Origin of the sequence: Rhodohalobacter sp., from assembly GCF_034521535.1 — a bacterium.
Taxonomy (GTDB): domain Bacteria; phylum Bacteroidota; class Rhodothermia; order Balneolales; family Balneolaceae; genus Rhodohalobacter.
The window spans coordinates 451,337-469,946 of sequence record NZ_JAXHMF010000002.1 but is presented as its reverse complement, the minus strand read 5'-3'; the positions used below and the strand labels follow the sequence as shown (position 1 = coordinate 469,946).

13 protein-coding genes are annotated in these 18,610 nt (G+C 42.8%); 7 read left to right on the top strand and 6 right to left on the bottom strand.

All coding sequences use genetic code 11. The features are described 5' to 3' along the window. Window positions 1-8: 8 nt before the first annotated feature. Window positions 9-1,910, bottom strand: a complete 1,902-nt coding sequence (gene dnaX / locus U5K35_RS04390; protein ID WP_322570252.1) for a DNA polymerase III subunit gamma/tau — start codon at window positions 1,908-1,910, stop codon at window positions 9-11. A gap of 227 nt (window positions 1,911-2,137) precedes the next feature. Between dnaX and U5K35_RS04385 the strand changes: the two genes are divergently transcribed. Continuing rightward, the gene (locus U5K35_RS04385; protein WP_322570251.1) at window positions 2,138-4,204 is read left to right on the top strand and encodes a GWxTD domain-containing protein; all 2,067 of its coding nucleotides are present in this window, start codon (window positions 2,138-2,140) and stop codon (window positions 4,202-4,204) included. Window positions 4,205-4,213: 9 nt separating this feature from the next. Here U5K35_RS04385 and U5K35_RS04380 read toward each other — a convergent pair whose 3' ends face one another. Both U5K35_RS04380 and U5K35_RS04375 read right to left on the bottom strand, forming a co-directional pair. Then, the gene (locus U5K35_RS04380; RefSeq protein ID WP_322570250.1) at window positions 4,214-5,086 is read right to left on the bottom strand and encodes a DUF1684 domain-containing protein; all 873 of its coding nucleotides are present in this window, start codon (window positions 5,084-5,086) and stop codon (window positions 4,214-4,216) included. Window positions 5,087-5,188: 102 nt separating this feature from the next. Then, entirely contained in the window at window positions 5,189-6,649 is a 1,461-nt protein-coding gene (locus U5K35_RS04375) for a PAS domain-containing sensor histidine kinase (RefSeq protein WP_322570249.1), read from the bottom strand. 260 nt (window positions 6,650-6,909) lie between these two features. Here U5K35_RS04375 and U5K35_RS04370 point away from each other — a divergent pair, with 260 nt between their 5' ends. Continuing rightward, window positions 6,910-8,466 (top strand): N-acyl-D-amino-acid deacylase family protein, encoded by a 1,557-nt coding sequence (locus tag U5K35_RS04370; RefSeq protein WP_322570248.1) that lies wholly within the window; start codon window positions 6,910-6,912, stop codon window positions 8,464-8,466. 376 nt (window positions 8,467-8,842) lie between these two features. On the opposite strand, the gene U5K35_RS04365 is transcribed toward U5K35_RS04370, so the two are convergent. Continuing rightward, window positions 8,843-9,769 carry a glyoxylate/hydroxypyruvate reductase A gene (locus tag U5K35_RS04365; protein ID WP_322570247.1) on the bottom strand — a complete coding sequence of 309 codons (927 nt, stop codon included), beginning with the start codon at window positions 9,767-9,769 and terminating at the stop codon, window positions 8,843-8,845. 281 nt (window positions 9,770-10,050) lie between these two features. On the opposite strand from U5K35_RS04365, the gene U5K35_RS04360 reads away from it, so the two are divergent. The 4 genes from U5K35_RS04360 to U5K35_RS04345 all read left to right on the top strand — a co-directional run bounded on the left by U5K35_RS04360 (window position 10,051) and on the right by U5K35_RS04345 (window position 15,402). After that, window positions 10,051-10,461 carry a translesion error-prone DNA polymerase V autoproteolytic subunit gene (locus tag U5K35_RS04360; protein WP_322570246.1) on the top strand — a complete coding sequence of 137 codons (411 nt, stop codon included), beginning with the start codon at window positions 10,051-10,053 and terminating at the stop codon, window positions 10,459-10,461. A gap of 20 nt (window positions 10,462-10,481) precedes the next feature. Further along, window positions 10,482-11,756, top strand: a complete 1,275-nt coding sequence (locus U5K35_RS04355) for a Y-family DNA polymerase (protein WP_322570245.1) — start codon at window positions 10,482-10,484, stop codon at window positions 11,754-11,756. A gap of 106 nt (window positions 11,757-11,862) precedes the next feature. Then, a complete protein-coding gene (locus tag U5K35_RS04350; protein ID WP_322570244.1) occupies window positions 11,863-14,634 on the top strand; it encodes an alpha/beta hydrolase family protein in 2,772 nt (923 codons plus the stop codon). A gap of 321 nt (window positions 14,635-14,955) precedes the next feature. Continuing rightward, window positions 14,956-15,402, top strand: coding sequence for a YtoQ family protein (locus U5K35_RS04345; RefSeq protein WP_322570243.1), 447 nt, complete (start codon window positions 14,956-14,958; stop codon window positions 15,400-15,402). Here U5K35_RS04345 and U5K35_RS04340 read toward each other — a convergent pair whose 3' ends face one another. Together U5K35_RS04340 and U5K35_RS04335 are read right to left on the bottom strand one after the other, a co-directional pair. Next, window positions 15,403-15,975: a DinB family protein gene (locus U5K35_RS04340; RefSeq protein ID WP_322570242.1), complete on the bottom strand. Its 573-nt coding sequence runs from the start codon at window positions 15,973-15,975 to the stop codon at window positions 15,403-15,405. Further along, the gene (locus U5K35_RS04335) at window positions 15,968-17,092 is read right to left on the bottom strand and encodes a glycoside hydrolase family 3 protein (protein WP_322570241.1); all 1,125 of its coding nucleotides are present in this window, start codon (window positions 17,090-17,092) and stop codon (window positions 15,968-15,970) included. Before U5K35_RS04335 ends, U5K35_RS04340 begins: the two co-directional genes overlap by 8 nt. A 399-nt stretch (window positions 17,093-17,491) precedes the next feature. On the opposite strand from U5K35_RS04335, the gene U5K35_RS04330 reads away from it, so the two are divergent. After that, the gene (locus U5K35_RS04330) at window positions 17,492-18,226 is read left to right on the top strand and encodes a tetratricopeptide repeat protein (RefSeq protein ID WP_322570240.1); all 735 of its coding nucleotides are present in this window, start codon (window positions 17,492-17,494) and stop codon (window positions 18,224-18,226) included. Window positions 18,227-18,610: the final 384 nt, after the last annotated feature.

Here is an 18,610-nt window from a genome sequence, read left to right as displayed (position 1 = left end):
CAATGATATCAGTATTCTAATTCAGCTCCGAACAAGTTTACAATCTTTTTAAGATTTGGATCTTCTTTTTGTATCTCTTTAAAACGCTCGTAAGGACTTATAGACTCCTTTTTTTTGCCCTCTGCCTGCTCTACCCTACATGAGAAGCGGATAAAAGTTCCGCTCATTTTCTTGAATATTGAGGATAGCATCTGTTGGTTCTCTTCCACCAGATTTGTTGCAAACTCATTGTCAACAGATACGATCAGCGTTGTACCTTTCAATTCTTTTAATTTAAGACGCAGAATCTGAAAGTAGAGCATTTGAGGCGCGTTTTCTTTCACGTTATTCAAAAACTCTTTCCAGCAAGCCTCAATGTCATCAAGCGACTTAATGCGTTGATTTGGTTTAGGGGCTTCAGCTTTTTTATCATTATGCTTGGCTCCTTTACTCTTCTCCTGTCCGTTTGAGGAGCTGATGCCTTTTACAAATCCGAGTGAAGGTTTTATTGTCAAAAAATCTTCATCCGGGTCTTCAGCCTTAACTTCCTCAGGTTTTTCTTCTACCATTGTTGAAGTTTCTGTGCCGGCCGGATGTGGAGCTTGCTCAAAATCGGGCATGCTGCCGGAGTTCTCTGAAGTTTTTGAGGATCGATTATTCTCCGGTTCAGGACTTGGCCGGCTCTGCTTATTTTCTTTTTCTGAGCTATCGTCTAAAGCTGCAGCGGGAGTGGGTTCTGATTTAGCTGGCGAATTTTTTTTAGAATCAGAGTCTGTGCTTTTTTGAACAGAAGGCTCACTCTCTATTTGATTACTGCCGTTTTTTTTTAACTGTTCCAGTCCGCTTATGAGCTGATTGATCTCTTTGGTACGACCCATGTGAATTAGTTTCAGCATCAGAATTTCGAAGTGAATCCGCGGCTGCTGAACATCTTTGATTTTGACCTGTGCTTCACTCACAAGGTGCAGCATTCTGATTAACTCTTCGTCGGAAAACTGCTTTGCCGACTCCCTGTATTTTTCTTTCGTCTCTTCAGTAGCCTCTACCAAATACATCTTATCTGACTGATGCGCCACATAAAGATTTCGAAGGTGCTCAGTCAGAGATACTAAAAATTCCTGGATGTCCACACCGTTTTTGATGAGTCGGTCGATCAGATCAAGCCCGGTATTCGAGTCCTGTTTTTGAATGGCGTCCGTGTATTCAAAAAGCTGATCGTGACCCACCACGTTTAACGCCTGCAACAGTTCTTCGTGCTTTATGGTAGTGCCGCAAAACGCGATCGCCTGATCCATCAACCCAAGAGCATCGCGCAGTGCGCCGTCAGCTTTTTTGGCAATTACGTGAAGCGACTCGTCATCAATGGTAATATCCTCATCGACGCAGATACTTTTCAATCGCTGGACAATTTCATCAACACTGATCCTTTTGAAATCAAATCGCTGAACCCTTGATAAAATTGTGGGCAGTACCTTATGCGGCTCTGTTGTGGCAAAAATAAAGATGGCGTAAGAGGGAGGTTCTTCCAGCGTTTTGAGCAGGGCGTTGAAAGCCTGCTTACTCAGCATATGAACCTCATCAATAATGAATACCTTGTAGCGGCCGTTTTGCGGAGGAATACGAACCGTCTCCCTCAGTTGATGTACATCTTCAACTTTGTTGTTGGAAGCCGCATCAATTTCCACAATATTCAGGGTTTGATTGAGTGACTCTCCGTCAACGGAATTGTCAATCTGATTGATGGTGCGGGCAAGTACCCTGGCCATTGTGGTTTTACCGACTCCCCGCGGACCGCTAAACATATAGGCGTGAGAAATACGATTCTGCTTGATCGCATTTTTCAGCGTGCTGCTTACATGGTCTTGCGATACAATATCATCGAAAGATTGCGGTCTGTATTTTCGTGTAAGGGCGCGGTAATTTTCAGCCATAAACAGTCGTTTTTGATTTGAAATAAAGGTACAAAATTTGAGCCTTTTGTCGGAATAATATCCTTTAAAACTCAGTAATAGATTAATCGCTGATACAGATATAGAAATAAACGTGGCTGTATGGATAATCGAAGTCCTGAAAAATCAAAATAATTGCCGGTACCGGTTGAAAATCTAAACCATTAAGAGTGGTATTTTGAGTAAAATCCATTAATTTGTGCAGCCTTATGCGACAAACTTCTATATACAAACTTATATCAGCTGCAGCAATCTGTTTGCTGATCCTCACGGATCTTTCGAATGCTCAACAACAAGGAGCCTATGAGCGGGGTTTAGAAGAGTTGTACGGCGATAATGTAACCCGTGCGCTGGATATCTGGTATCAGGCCTACGAAGAAACGGGAGATGTGGATGCCCGAATTGGCATAGAGTATATCAAAACGGTTACCGAAGTAGGATTGCAGGAGTATTTCGATCAAGCTACGGAAGTTTATTACCGCGCTTTAACAGATGGAACAGGAATGGATAGCCGGGTGGTAATACGTCGTGAAATAGATCGCATGAGACCAATTATTGGAGAGGGGATTTATCGTCAGTGGACAAATTGGTGGAGCGACGAAAGTGACAGGCTGGGAGTGGATATGCGAGGTTTTTGGGTTCAGGCGGACCCAACACCTGCCCGTCTTTCGAATGAGCGTTTAATTGAACACTGGCAGAGAATTGCCGAGGCACAGCAACGTTTTACTAAGAACAACAATACGGTTTACAATACTGATGACAGAGCCCTGGTTTACATTCGATATGGAGAACCTGACAGAACCAAGAGTGGAATTTTAACCCTTCAAAGCCTGAATATTAGGAATTGGCTTCAAAATCAGGTGAATCCTTACAGCAGAAGTGAACGGGCTGAAATGTCGGGTGAAGATGAGCATGAAAGAGAGTTTGCATCGGATATACAGATCAATCGATTGCAGGATGCTATCTATCAGTTTCACCGATATCCGGAATATGAGATCTGGTTTTACGAGGGTGTTACAGCCGGTCAAGCCGAACCTTTGATATACGTTTTTGGGACAGATGTGAACAGTGACGAATTTGTTATGCAGCAAGGAATAAATAGTTTTATTCCTGAACGTGCATTTAATCCTGAGCGGGAGAGGCAGGGTGATGAGCTGGAGTTTACCCGTGCAGGACTTACACCTGCGCTAATGCTGCAGCTGCTCTATTATGAACAGCTTGCACAGGTTGACACCTATTTTCAGGAACGATTGAACAGCCTTCAGGAAGCGGTTTTGGAGCAGGGCGGTCAGGCATTCAGAAGTCTGGATATGGAGTTCAGGGCTGAAAGTGTTGACATGCTAAACCAGAGAGCTGCTAAAGCTCCGGTCGAAAAATCCACGTATTCAGACCAAATTCCGGAAATTCCTTTAAATATCTATCAATATCGATTTTTGGACGAGGAGTCGAATCCTAAAATCATGACGTTTATAGAAAGCACGGCCCGCGAAGCATTTCTAATAGATTATCACAGAAACCGGGGGAGATATGATATTGAGGAGTCTGAGTTAACAAACGGGAAAGATATCAGCGAGATCTTTAACTACTATGAGCTGAAACACGTTATTCAAACTTACGATGACTCCTGGAATATAATCGGTACAGAAACTCATAACCCGCCATTAATTTTAGACCGTGGTGATAACAGAAGCCGGTCGCGCACTATTGTTGAGAAAGATCACCAAGGAAGGTCTTATCAAGCGGCATCGGCGGAACTTTTAAATTTTAATCCGGAAACCAAAGCGGTTTACGAAACACCATTCAACCCGGCTCTGCGAGGACTAGGGAAGGTTCAATTTCGCCAGCCTGCTCGTTTAGTTTCACATCCCGACTCACTGGAAATGGCCGACTTGATTCTTGGATATCAGAAAACCGAGCAGTTTACCGAACCATTTTCATTTATCGTAGCCAACGATGGAGTTATTCCGTTTGAAGAAACACTCGTACTTCACTTTGAGGTATATAACCTCGAACCTCGGGATGATAATTTTACACAATTTGAACTGACATATCGAATACATCCGGTAGATGAAGACGGAAATGTACTAACGGATCAGAGTGAATTTGTGCTTACCCTCAATTTTGTGAATGAATACTCAAGAGTTGTGGAAGATCTGGAAATTGAAACCGCAGAGCTTTCGCCCGGATTGTACGATCTTCGCGTAAATGTTGAGGATGTAGTCACCGGTCAGCAAAAAAACCGGACCGTACGCTTTGAAGTGGTAGAAGTAGAATAAACGAATTGTCTACTTAAGTCCTTCCCAATCTTGAGGTCGTTTTTCGCCGGCTGTAATTTCCAAATCTAACCTGTTTTGTATCGGAGGTAGTTGACAGGTTGAAAACAAATTATAGGCACAAGGCGGGTTATAGAGTTTATTTAAATCAATAACCGTATAACTGCTTCCCTCTTCCGGATAATCGATATATAAATACCTTCCGGCCTGATAGGTTTCGGTTTGATTGGTCAGGTCACCCACAATCAAAAACATTTGATCTGTTCCCTCCTGGGCGTCCAGCGTATAAACTTTCCCATTTTTCATAAATTCAATGGTCCCCGGCGTTGGAGCATCCATTAACTGACCCAAAACATTGACGATCGAAATGGTTTCACCGTCATCGGCAGGAATAAATTTAGCTCTTAAATGCCACTCAGGGTCAATAGGATACCGGTCGAATCCTGTGAATTCATCAACTTTTTGATTCTCTTTATTGTAAAGACGAATTCCAATCAGATCTCCTCGCTCGATTACTAACCATTCAAGAGAATCATATTGAATGGACAGGGCTTCCTCGCCATCATAAATTTCTTTTTGTTGAAAGGATGTTTCATCGTGAACAAACTCAACTCCATCGACTGCTTGCAGAAGCACGTTACCTTCAGCTAAAATGAACTCACCTGCATACTCAGGAAGGGCGCTTTCAGGAAATTTGATGTCTGCTTGTTCGCCGGTTCCAAAGCTGTTTTCACCTTCCTTAAGCCAATACATTCCGGCAAGCCGCATCCATCCGGTTGGATTGGTCAGGCTCTCCATTCTGCTGTTCTGCCATTCGTCAAATTGTTCTTGGTAGTTGTCGGGCAGTGGAGCTTCACCCAGATCGCTGCGCGAGCAGGCGCACATTAGAAGTAAAAGCAGAGTGATTTGTAGTAATCTCAACATCATACACTTAAGAAAACCTTTTCCTTGCGAAGAACCAATGTGGATGTGGCCTGAATAATTCTTTTAAGACAGGGGCAATTTTATGGTAAACGTTGTTCCCTCACCCTCAGCGCTTGATACGGTTATTGAACCTCCATGCAGTTCGATGATCTGCTTGGTTATGGAAAGTCCAAGTCCGGTGGTTGTTTCTCCGTGCAGTCCCTCGCGTTTGGCTTCTGTAAATTTTTCGAAGAGGGTGGGAAGATGTTCCGCTGGGATACCAATTCCTGTATCGGAGATCTCTATCTGCATAAAGTCCTCATGCAAAATAGCACTCAGTGTTACGCGTCCATCCTTTGGGGTAAATTTAAGCGCATTGCTAATCAGGTTACTTAATGCACGCTGTATTTTCTCTTGGTTCAGAAGAATTTGTTCGGTATTCAACTTTTCATCAAAAATCAGCTCTACTCCATTTTCTTCGGCTGTGGTCTGAAAGGATTCAATGATACCGGATAGGTATTGACTTGGATGAGTTGGCTCTTTCTCTAAAACAAAATTCTCGTCCTCCATCGAAGAGAGTTCCAGGAGTTCTGCAGCAAGTGAAAGCGCACTTTCAAGCCGTTCGTTGGCAGCCCTGATCAGTTTTATTTGTTCCTCGTCTTCAATCTCCTCCAGAAGAACACTGTTCAGCGAAACTCCGGCCGATATCGGATTTCGTATATCGTGCACAATCGTTGAAACCAGCCAGTTTTTGTCTTCAATCAACTTCCGAAGTTTTTTCTCAGTCTGCTTTCGCTTTGTTACATCACGGCAAACGGCATATGTTTTCTCCAGGTGACCCTTACTGTCGTACTGATAGTTTACATGATCTTCTCTCCAAATGTAGGTTCCATCACCGGTCAAGGCTCGAAACTGATACGTTCCTGTATCTGCTTGTTCACTGATCTTTTGTTTAAACTTAGTTTTTATTCCGGGTTTATCATCCGGGTGAATTACCGGCCTGAGTGAACCTTGAGTTGCTTTCAGATAGTCTTCAAACGTATCGTATCGCATTAAACGTAGGAAACCTGGCGAAGCAAAGGTTGTCACCTCTCTGTCGATGATGATAATGCCATCGGAAGAATTCTTGGCCATCAGCTCATATTTTTGCTGAGTTTCTGCAAGTTTCCGTTCTGTTTCTATGTGATCTGTTATGTCCTGAACGGTTCCAAATACGGATTTTGTGATGCTGTAGTTCTGCTCCGGCTGTCCGATACACCGTACCCACTTTGTATTGTTGTTTTTGCAGACAATTTGAAATATTCCGGACTGAGGCTCACCGGTTTCAATAATTTTCTCAAGACAAGATTTATATTTTTTTCTGTCGTGATCTGAGGCAAACCTGTGCAACAGTTCTGATATATCAGTAAGCCTGTTGGTTTCAACTTCAAAAATTTCCCGGGCGTTTTCACTCAGCTGAAAAATGGAGAGATTTTGGTCGTAAGTCCATACTCCAAGCTTGGCTGTAGCCAGCGCGCGATCCAGTAAATCGTGTTGTTCGATCATGTTATGTAACTCTTGAAAATAGTGGGAAGTAGTGTTGAATAGTATTGAGCATCAATAAATTAATACAATTTTCCATCTTAACAGGAGAATTGGAAAAGCGTAATATTCAGATGAACCCAATTATCTGCGTGACGATAATTATCTGTTTTCATTGAGTGATCAATGGCTTTCCGGATATTTCTAAAAACTACTTTGCTACAATCAGAATTATCTAATATTCTGCTTTACAAATATTGAGCATCAATTTCATCCAAATACCTATGTCTATACGATATCTGATACTTTATCTGCTGCTTTTGTTCTTGAATTTCACAACAACGGCTTGTAACCCGATAGATCAATCAGGTGATATAACCATCATTACAAATGCAATAATTATTGACGGAACTGCCGGGGATCGGTTTGATGGAGATCTTTTGATCCGGAACGGTATCATAGAACAGATTGGAACTGTAGAAGCTGAACGATATGAAAACGCTACTGTAATTGACGCAGACGGCAGGGTGGTCGCTCCCGGTTTTATTGATCTTCATTCACACGGCAATCCGCTTGACACACCCGAATTTAATAATTTCCTGTCGATGGGCGTGACAACGATCAGCCTTGGACAGGACGGAGGAAGTGTTGCGGTTGAAGATGTATCTGATTGGATGAGAAGAGTAGATGAAGCCGGCACCGGAACAAACATTCTCCATTTTAAAGGACACGGTACACTTCGTCAACTTACAAACGCACCTCAAGATCCGGACCTCCCGGAGAGTAATCTGAAAGAAATGATTGATCTGCTGCGGTCTTCAATGGAGGCCGGCTCGTTTGGAATGACGACGGGTCTGGAGTATGAATTCGGCCGCTATACCACGATGGATGAACTGGTAGCACTGGCCGAAGTAGTTGCTGAATATGACGGAGTAGTGATGAGTCATGTGCGAAATGAGGATGATGATCAGATTGAAGATTCAATTCGGGAACTGATTGAGCAAGGTGAAAAGTCCGGATCAAAAGTTCATGTCTCACATATCAAAATTGTTTACGGAAATGAACCCTCACGAGCGGAGGATGTGCTGCAGCTGCTAAATGATGCGCGGGAGCGGGGTGTAAATATTACGGCTGATGTCTATCCCTACGCGGCCAGTTTTACGGGGATTGGGATTGTGTTTCCCGACTGGGCTACCGAAGGGGATTATGATCAAATTGTTGCCGATAGAAGAGATGAATTGGCTGAATATTTGAAGAATCGAGTAAATATGAGAAACGGTCCCGAGGCGACACTTTTTGGAACGGCACCATGGGCCGGTATGACGCTGGCCGAAGTCGCAGATTCTCTCAATAAACCATTTGAAGATGTGCTGATCGACGACATTGGTCCGAGAGGTGCAAGTGCTGCATATTTTGTGATGAACGAGAATGTGATGCGGCGATTTTTGCAGGATCCGTATGTAATGGTCAGTTCGGACGGCAGCCCGACAATGCGCCATCCGCGGGGATATGGAAGTTTTGCCAAAATCATTCGAAAATATGTGGTTGAAGAAGAGCTGCTTACTCTCGAAGAAGCGGTTCACAAAATGAGCGGTCAGTCGGCTGAGCTGCTTGGCTTGAGCGATCCTGATAAAGTGGAGACTCTACGTGGAATGCTCAAAGAGGGATTTGCAGCCGATTTAGTCATTTTTGATCCTCAGAACGTAAGAGATACCGCAGATTTTGAAAATCCACATCAGCCGGCAGAAGGGTTTGACTGGGTGTTGGTCAATGGAGTAACCGTCATCGAAAATGGCGAGAGAAATGAAAGTCTGCCGGCCGGTGTAATCCGAAGGAGATAAGCCACAGTTAGATCACTCTATGTGTTCAGGCGGATTTGCTTTATCCGAACTAGTTGCTCGTGGCAAGACTCTAAGTCGTGCCACGAATGTGAGAAAGATATCTAGTTCAAATAGGCGAAAGATTGAGGCTGTCCAAAAGGTAAAAGCAAAAGTAATCGAGCTTAAATAATTTTGACGACAAATCCCTCTCTATTAGTTAGAGAGGGAAATAGGGTGAGTCTGAAAATAGCCTAAATTATTTAAGCGGTTATTGAAGTACACTGCCTTTTTGGACAACCTCATTAAGGCAGGGGAGGTTGATTGAATTATGCACTGCTGGCTAAGTTAGATCAATTTTACCTGTCTAACCATCGATAGTGTTCTTACTGGGGTGTCATCAATATCCCGCTTCTCTATCAACTTTATGCAACAGCTCCATTCCGGAAAGCATTCGCTTGTAATTTTCCAGGATCAGTTCGGCTGATTCCTTTGGGTCGGTTACAGACGCAATGTGTGGAGTGATAGTAATCTTCTCACGTCCCCAAAAGGGATGAGACTCCGGCAGGGGTTCTTGTGAAAAAACATCGAGAGTGGCGTGGTGAATCAAATCGGTGTCCAAGGCATAGATCAAATCTTCCTGAACCAAATGCTCACCCCTGGCAACATTGATTAAATAAGCCGGTTTTTTGAGTCCTTTGAAAAGATCGAGGTCTAAAATTCCGTTTGTTTCAGGAGTTAGCGGAAGAAGACAAATAACAATATTTGTTTGATTTAAAAATGCACCGAGTTCACCTTTTGTATAGCAGTTTACCCCATCAATTGATTTCCTGGATCTTGCCCACCCGCAAACCGAAAAGCCATTTTTTTTCAACATTTCGGCAACTTCTGATCCTATTTCACCCAGGCCCATCACACCAACCGTTATGTCGCTTTTTTTGAGTGACTCTAAAGGTTTCCAAACGGCTTTTCGCTGCTGATCGATATAGTGATCCGTTTTCCGGATAATATTCAGTACGGCCGTAAGTACGTAATCTGCCATTTGTCCTGAGAGGGATGGAGCAACAATTCTGGTGAACCGGATGGATTCAGGAATGGTGTCGTCTTTAAGAAGATGATCAACTCCGGCGCCTAAAGATGAGATCACTTTCAGGTTGGGAAACTTTTCAAACAGGTTGGCCGGATGTCTCCACGCCACGGCAAATTGCACTTTTTCAGGTTTACTGATTCCCGGCCATATTTCTATATCCAAATTTGGATCAAGCTCGAGAAGAGCCTCCTTATACGGCTTCAGATTTCTGTTTTTAGAGACAAGCAGCAGAGACATAAATCAGTTTATGAATTCAATTTTCAGCGCTCTTCAAAATAGCAGAAATCTGCCGGATGTGTGTACATATTTACAAACTGCATTTTTTGCTGTGATATGTGTGGGATGAAGCACAGAGATGAAGAGTCTATGTCCACATATTGGATAAGATTATTCATTCATCAAAACTAAAAGCAAGCATGGCAGAGGCATAGATCTTTTTAAATAAATGAACAAAATATTGTCATTTAACATTATTCACACATATATTAGATATGTGTTAACCCGAAAAGACTTACTCTATGAAAGCAGCTATCGCCTATCCCAAAATTGCAGAAAAAGAATCTCAAACGACAGGATTGAATGAAACCGGATTTCCATCACCGGCAACCGATCATCTGGAGAGCCGGCTCAATTTGCATGAGCATATCGTAAAACATCCCGCGTCCACATTTTTCAGTCGGGTTGAAGGGGAGTCGAACAGTGCACTTGGTGTAGAAAACGGGGATCTATTGGTGGTTGACAGATCACAGGCTCCCAAGAATAATTCGTTGGTTTTGGCCGTCATTGATGGAGAAATTACCATATGCAGAGTTGAGAGACGCTTCAATGAATGGTACCTGTTTTTCGGAGATGGAAGTTACCGGCCGGTCAATTTTGATGAGGATACGGTGATTTGGGGTAAAGTGACGCATGTAGTGCATGCTGTGTAGTAACCATCAGAATTTGATTTATGCCCTCGGCTTTTGCTCTGATCGATTGTAACAATTTCTATGCTTCCTGTGAGCGGGTTTTTGATCCATCTCTTCGAAACCGCCCGGTTGTCATCCTTTCCAATAATGACGGATGTGTGATTGCACGTTCTAACGAAGCAAAAGAGTGTGGAGTTGAAATGGGAGTGCCCGAATTTAAAGTTCGTCCGCGGGTAAATCGCCATAATATTGCAGTTCGCTCTTCAAACTACGCGCTTTACGGTGACATGAGCCGTCGGGTGATGGAGACCATTCAAACTGTGACGCCCAATATGGAGGTCTATAGCATTGACGAAGCGTTTGCGGAAATTTCGGGCCGCGATCATCAGGAGATCATCGAGAAAGGAAGAGAGATCAGAAAAAAGGTTTTGCAGTGGACGGGAATTCCGGTTTCGGTGGGATTAGCCCGGACAAAAACACTTGCCAAGCTCGCTAACGAAACGGCGAAATCTGATAAGAAATTGGAAGGCGTGATGGCGCTTCGCTCAAAACGGGATCACCGGAATTTATTGAAAAGTACAGCGGTAGATGATATTTGGGGAGTTGGAAGAAATTATTCAAAAACACTGCAGAAATATGGGATTTTTACCGCCTGGGATCTGATTCAGCAGCCCGATTCCTGGATCCGGGGCCAGATGAAAGTGACCGGCTTGCGAACGGCGTGGGAGCTGCGCGGTCATTCTTGCCTGGAGATTGAGCACGCTGTTGATCAGCGGAAGGGAATTTTGAGCTCGAGATCATTTGGCCGCCCGGTCTATCAAGTAAATGACCTGGTTGAAGCTGTATCATCGTTTACAGAGCGGGCATCCGAGAAGTTGAGAAAACAGAGCAGCCTGGCAGGAATGATTACGGTGACTTTGGTGACTGACAAATACTCAAACCCCGGATTACCCTATAAGTTCGGATTGAGTGTGGATCTGGAAACGCCAACGGCAGATGTAACTACTTTGATCTCAATTGCAAGAAAGTGCGCCATTCATCTTTTTGAGAAAGGAAGGAAATATAAAAAAGCGTGGGTGATGCTAACCGGTTTGGTACCTGATTCTGAAATTCAAACCGGACTTTTTTCTGAAGTGGACTATTCACATCAGAAAAAATCACTGATGGAGAGCTTGGATCATATCAATTCCAGGTTTGGAAAGCGTACTCTCCATTCGGCTTCATCGGGCATTGATCAGCCCTGGCAAATGAAACAGCAGTTTCTGAGTCCGAAATACACGACCCGATGGGATGAGATATTAAAGGTTCGCCTGTAGATTTTTGTCTGTCCAAAACGGATATCTTCAGTTAATAATAGATATTCATTTTTTTACATCTTCGATTGTTAGATTACGGTATCAATTAAAACTTAATCCGGATTCGATGCTAAATCAGTTACTAAAGAAATCTCTATATCTTTTCCTTTTCTCCACACTACTTTCAGTGATATTCTTTAATCAAACTGTTCAGGCTCAGGGACAGCTTACATTTGAGGATGTCATGAAATTTGAAGACATCAAATCACCCGTCATTTCAGACGATGGAAACTGGGTGGCATATGGTGTCTGGCCGGAAATCGGCGATGGAAAAGTGGTGGTGAAGAGTGTTGATGGCCGCCACGAGTTTACGATAGAGCGAGGAGAACGTCCGCAAATAAGCTCTGATGGGAAATGGGCCGGAACTCTTGTTCAGCCACCTTATATCGAAGCTCAAAACGCAGGTGAAAACGGTCCCAAACAGGGACTGACTTTGCTGAACACATCCTCAGGAGAGACGATGGAGTTCGAAGAAGTTAGAAATTTCTCTTTTTCAAATGACGGGCGATGGGTGATGATACATCATCATCAAACCAAAGAAGTTAGCGATGGAGAGTTTAAAAATTCCGAGATTGGTCTGCCGGTTACCGTTTTAAATCTGGAGAATAATCAGCAACATTCGATGCCTTTTGTGAATGAGGCAGAAATGGACAGCACATCATCCTATTTCGCCTATTCGGTTGTTGATACATCCGGACAGGAGAATGGGCTTTATGTTTTAGATTTGAAGTCCGAAAATGAAAGTCCGGAAAAAATTATCGGTGATGAACATTCCTTTTACTCAAACCTCAGCTGGAACGACAGTGAATCAGTTCTGGCATTTACACAAAGCAATTTTGATCCTGAATTTGAATTTTACCCATCTGATGCAGTGATTCAAACCTGGACGGCATCAAGCAAAGAATTTGAAACACTTGTTGAAGCTGAGGATGTAGCAGATGGTTATCGATTGCGGCCAAATAACAATCTGACCTGGACCAGAGACGGAAACCGGATATTTTATGGTGTGATGGATGCCGGAATGGTTGCCTTGGATGAAGACAGGTCTGAACCCGATTCACTGACTGCTGAAAATTTATATGATGTTGATCGAATCCTGGAAAAAATCGAAGGAGATGTTTGGCACTGGGATGATCCACAGATCAAAACTCATGAAAGAGTGACATGGAACAGCAGGAAGAATCATCTCTACACGGCTGTTTACCATTTAGATTCAGGGAGATCGGTTCAGCTTGCAACTCAGGAGATTCCCGATGTACGACCGGTTCATCATACCGGTAAAGCGCTGGGTTCGTCTGATCTTCCATATCAGAAACTGCGAACCTGGGATGGGACCTATCGCGATTACTATCTGATTGATCTTCAAACGGGTGAAGCGGAACAGTTCCTGGAACAGCAACGATTTGGGGCTGAACTGTCTCCAAATGGGGAGTATGCAGCTTGGTTTGACGGTGCTGACTGGCATCTGAAACAAACGGGGACCGGCGCCACAAGAAACCTTACGGCTGATATTGAAACTCCATTCTATGATGAGGATAACGACCGCCCCCAGCCACCCGGTTCTTACGGTATAGCAGGATGGACCGATAACGACCGCGCGGTATTGATCAATGACAAATTTGATATCTGGCAATTCGATACCCGAACCGGTGAGAATTTCAGAATTACTGAAGGCCGTGAAGAGAACCGGATTTTCAGAATCCGCGATTTGGATCCGGATAAGGAGACGTTTGGACGAACTGAGCGACTGTTGCTAACTATGTTTCATGACTTGGATAAGAACTACGGATTTTATGAAGCGCGTGTTGGGCGAACCGGGACGAGTCGAATAATGGAGGATGAAAAACGCTTTGATATTGTAGCTTCTGCAGTGAATGATGACGCCATTTTGTTCACACAGCAAACCTATCAGGAATACCCGAATCTGTGGGTGGCATCAGATCGTAGATTTCGCAGTCCGGCTAAAGTGTCGAATCTGCACGAAGATCTCCTGGATCGATATGCCTGGGGAGAGGCGGAGCTAATTGACTGGCTGAATATGGATGGAAAAACCGTGCAGGGGATCTTGATCTATCCGGGCGATTACGATCCAAATAAACAATATCCCGTATTTATTTACTACTACGAGCGATTTTCGCAGCGTCTGCACGATTTCAATACGCCTGTAACCAATCACCGGCCGAATCTTGCTCAATATGCGAGCGACGGTTATGCTGTTTTTCTGCCTGATGTTTGGTTTGATGTACCGATACCGGGATATTCTGCGACCAAAAACCTGGTTCCGGGTGTACAAAAGCTGATCGAAATGGGAGTTGCTGACCCGGATGCGGTCGGTTTACACGGACATTCATGGAGCGGCTATCTGACGGCTCAAGTTGTAACACAAACAGATATTTTTGCAGCAGCCGTGGCTGGTGCTCCGGTGGGTAACATGACCAGTGCATACAGCGGTATTCGATGGGGTTCAGGCCTTGCAAGACAGTTTCAGTACGAGCAGACTCAGAGCCGATTGGGTGTAAGTATGTGGGAGAATTTAGCGCCCTACATCGAAAACTCACCGGTTTTCTTTGCCGACAGAATTAATACTCCAATCATGATTCAGCACGGCGATGCCGATGAAGCTGTGCCGTGGTATCAGTCCATTGAGCTCTATTTAGCTCTCCGACGTAATGCAAAGGAGTCCGTCTTTTTGCAATATCATGACGAACCGCACCACTTGCAAAAAATGGCGAACCGGCTGGATTATGCAATGAAAATGAAGGAGTATATGGATCACTATCTGAAAGGTGACCCTGCACCGGCATGGATTACGAACGGTGTTCCATATCGTGGCGAGTAGATTTACTGCAAAACCTCCGGATGGAGAAATTTGGAAGTTTTTTGCTCCAATGGCTTTTGAATTCAAATAGTTGAATGAATGGGATTGTGGCCTTGTTCTTTTAATAAACGTGAGTTCAAGATAAAGGTGCTTCAAATAATGCAATTCGTCACATTGAGCACAATTTTGAGGGTGCTTTTTCCTCGAAATGAAGTCGAAATGTGTTTTCGACTTCGTTCCGACCAAAAAAAGTCGAAACTGCGCTCAAACTGACGATCATCTAGAAAAATCATATCGAACTCAGATTAAATTAGGAATCGTAAATCAAACGAGGAGAAAAAAATGGAATGGAATGTCTATTTAGCCGGTGAAATTCATTCAGAATGGCGTGAAGAGATTGAAAAGGGAGTTGTGAATGAGAATCTGCCCGTGGAAATTTCGGCACCTGTTACGGATCACCCCGCATCAGACAATGTAGGAGTGGATATTTTGGGTGAGGAGAAAAGTGATTTTTGGAAAGACCACAAAGGTGGCAAGATAAATGCCATTCGCACCCGAACTTTAATTGAACAGTCAGATATTGTAGTTGTGAAGTTTGGCGAAAAATATCGCCAGTGGAACGCAGCGTTTGATGCGGGTTATGCCTCAGCATTGGGAAAGAAGCTGATTGTGATGCATCCCGAAGAGCATACTCATGCCTTGAAAGAAGTGGATTCAGCGGCTTTGGCTGTATGCGAAACCCCACAGCAGGTTGTCGAAATTCTAAAATATGTGACGGTAAAAACGTAATCAGTAATGCTTTCCCGAGAGGCGTTGGAGAGTTTGTTCAGCTTGCCACAAATGTCGTCTTTGGTGTGCGGCCATCACCAGAAAAAGATCCGTAAGCGACATGGGAAGAAATTTAAATACAGGATGTCTCCCTTTTATTTTATTAAGATCGGCAGAATTTGATTTTAGTTCGTCCAGCAGTTCGATCACCATCCTGTTGGTTTCACGCAGGTCCATTGTTGTGGATTGCATACCGGTTTCAGCTGAAGCCTTTGGGTACATTGGGGTGAGTGTTGGAATTTTGAGTTTATAGGGTGGCTCCATAATTTTAATGATAACTAATGCCGGGATACTTGGTTTGAACTGAGGATTGTTGACTCTTTTGTCTTTGCTTTCTCTTTCAATCTGGTCAATGCTTCTGATGTAGAGATTGTTAAACCTCCGCAAATGCCTGAAAATCTCGTTTGCGCTCCAAGTGTCTGAATCCGGTTTTAACAGAAAGAGATCTTCAGGTGCTTGAGACAGCTCGTCAATACGCTCAAGAGCTTTGGTATATTCAGAGATAATATCTGTATAGCTATATGATTTACCCATCTGAAAGCCTCTCTTTTAATGCCTGTACTCTTTCATAGGATTCATGTATCCGATCCTCCTCTATTTCTCCCGATTTAATTTGGTTTAAAATAATTTGAACAGCTTTTGGGACTATATCGGGATCATAAACGGAGTTATTTCCAAACACTAAAATATCTACACCTGCATTTATAGCTTGTTTGATAGATGTTTCAAGTCCGTAAAAGGATCGGATAGCCTCCATCTGCATATCATCTGAAAAAAGCACACCTTTAAATTCAAGTTCATCTCTTAACAGATCCGTTTGTACGGCTTTGGAGAGTGTGGCCGGATGCTCCGTGTCGAGATTTTCATTAAATACATGAGCTGTCATGATGGCAAAATCTCTCCCGGATTTGATCAGGTTTTCATAAGGTTTCAATTCAGATTCTTGCCATGTGTCTGTAACATCGGCCATGCCCACATGAGAATCATTCCATGCGCTTCCATGTCCCGGAAAATGTTTGAGGACTCCGGTGATGCCATGCTTTTCAAATTCGTCCAAAAAAATGGATGCATGCTTTGTTACCAATTCAGGGTTTTCACTAAAACTGCGCTCAATGGCGCCGATAACCGGATTTTCCGGATTGGTGTTCAGATCAACAACGGGTGCGAAATTTATGTTAAACCCGAGCTCTTCGAGTTGAGCACTCATAGATGAGGCATAATAACGGGTTGAGTCAGCATTGTCGATTTCACCTAAATATTCAGCAGATACATGCGGTTGAAAACCTCTTGTTGGTTTTAGTCTTGCCACCCGGCCGCCTTCCTGGTCTACTGCAATCAGCAGTTCTTTGGCAGAAATCTTCTGTAACTGCGAATTGAGATTTTGAACCTGTTCAAAAGAGCGAATATTTCTTTCAGCGGTGGACGTGGGGACGTCATAATCAAAGAGAATGACTCCCCCAAGATGATACTCAGTCAAGTCACGGACAATATGATCAGAATCATCAACTGTGAATCCTCGAAAACCAATCATGAGCATCTGACCGATTTTCTCCTCTAAAGAAGGATTTTGTTCTGTTACAGGTTGACTGCAGGAGCTGTTACAAAAAAAGATGAAAAAAAGAGAAATAAGAGAAAATTTTGAAAAATTCATTGCGTTAAAATATCGTATAAGTATATGTTATTATTGATAATAATTGTTCACAAGATTGAGCTTGAACTACTGATATATTAAAACTTTTTAACCTTTTATTTTGTAACAAATTTGGGTCGATTTACTCTTGTAGGTGTAAGTCATGATATACCAATTGAATATTCACATAAAAACACTACGTAAGCAAACCGATAAGTACAGAACTTGGTGAAAAAACTTCTTAAACATTTAACTGATTTAGCAAAAGTCACCAAATACAGATTAATTGATATATAAAAGTAAAAGGTTCACCAGGGTAAGTTTAGGAAAAAGTGACGCCATACCGTTTTATGGCAAGTTGGCAGCCAGCAGAATAAAGATTAGCAATCAAATTTTCACAAATATGAATCATTTACAGATATGATTGAGAGCAATATAAATAATGAACTTGAAAAAAAGATTGACCGGTATGTGGGAGGTAATCTTAATGAAGAAGAAATCGACGAACTATGGTCTGAAGTAATTTTTGACGACTACTACTATGACTATATGAAAACTGTTGCCAGCTTAAAGGGTTTGGCCGATGGTGAGAAAAAATCAAATATTCATTTCCTTAACCGGAGTTCAACCTTGCAATGGATAGCGGCTGCGGCAATCGTAATTATTGCTTCTGGCTTAATCTTATTCAATGTTTATGATGAGCAGCAGTATAATGTGCAGCCTATAAATTCTATCGAATTGGATTATTACAGGTCAGCTGAAGGAGTTACAGAATCTACTGATGTTAGCGAAATTATTATGTCAGTAATTTCTGAAGCTAATCGTGGAAACATAGAGTCAGCAATTTCTATAGTAGAAAACAGCCTAAGTGAAATTAGCTCACAAGAAGGTAAAGCAGAACTTTTGGCTACCGCAGGTTCTATTTACTATAACGAAGGCATGTACTTGGAAGCCACGGAGTATTTTGAACGCTCCCTTGATTACGAAATTGAAAATGTCATCATTCAGGAGCAAAACTACTGGTATTTGGGTAATGCATACTTTCAGTTAAATCGAATTGACGAGGCAAGAACCACATTGGAAAAAGCTTACCAGCTCAATGGAGCGTATAGCAGAGTTGCCGAACGATATATACAGGCGCTGGCATCAGAATAAATTTTTAATACCGACTTTTATCAGCCCGAATTCTATTGTGAATTCGGGTTTTTTTATTGCCGTTAATAAAAAGAACTTGAGATAATAGGTTGAAAATAAGTAAGTCTTTTCTTTGAGCCCGAAAAAGGAAGAGAGGATAGGGAGCTTATAGCCAAAAAACCGCCGTTAGGCTTTTACAATTAATGCCGCTCTAGTCTGAGCGTGAGTTCGATACTTTCATTGAATCGACATAGGTGTACATATCTAAAAGTAAATCCTGAGAGACAGATAGCTGCCGTGCAAGTAACTGAAGCCAAAGCTAATTGGAGAATTGAGCTGTAAATTAAATACAATCCAATATTATGGATAACATGTCTACTTCACATGCTCTTTGTCGCCAGTAAT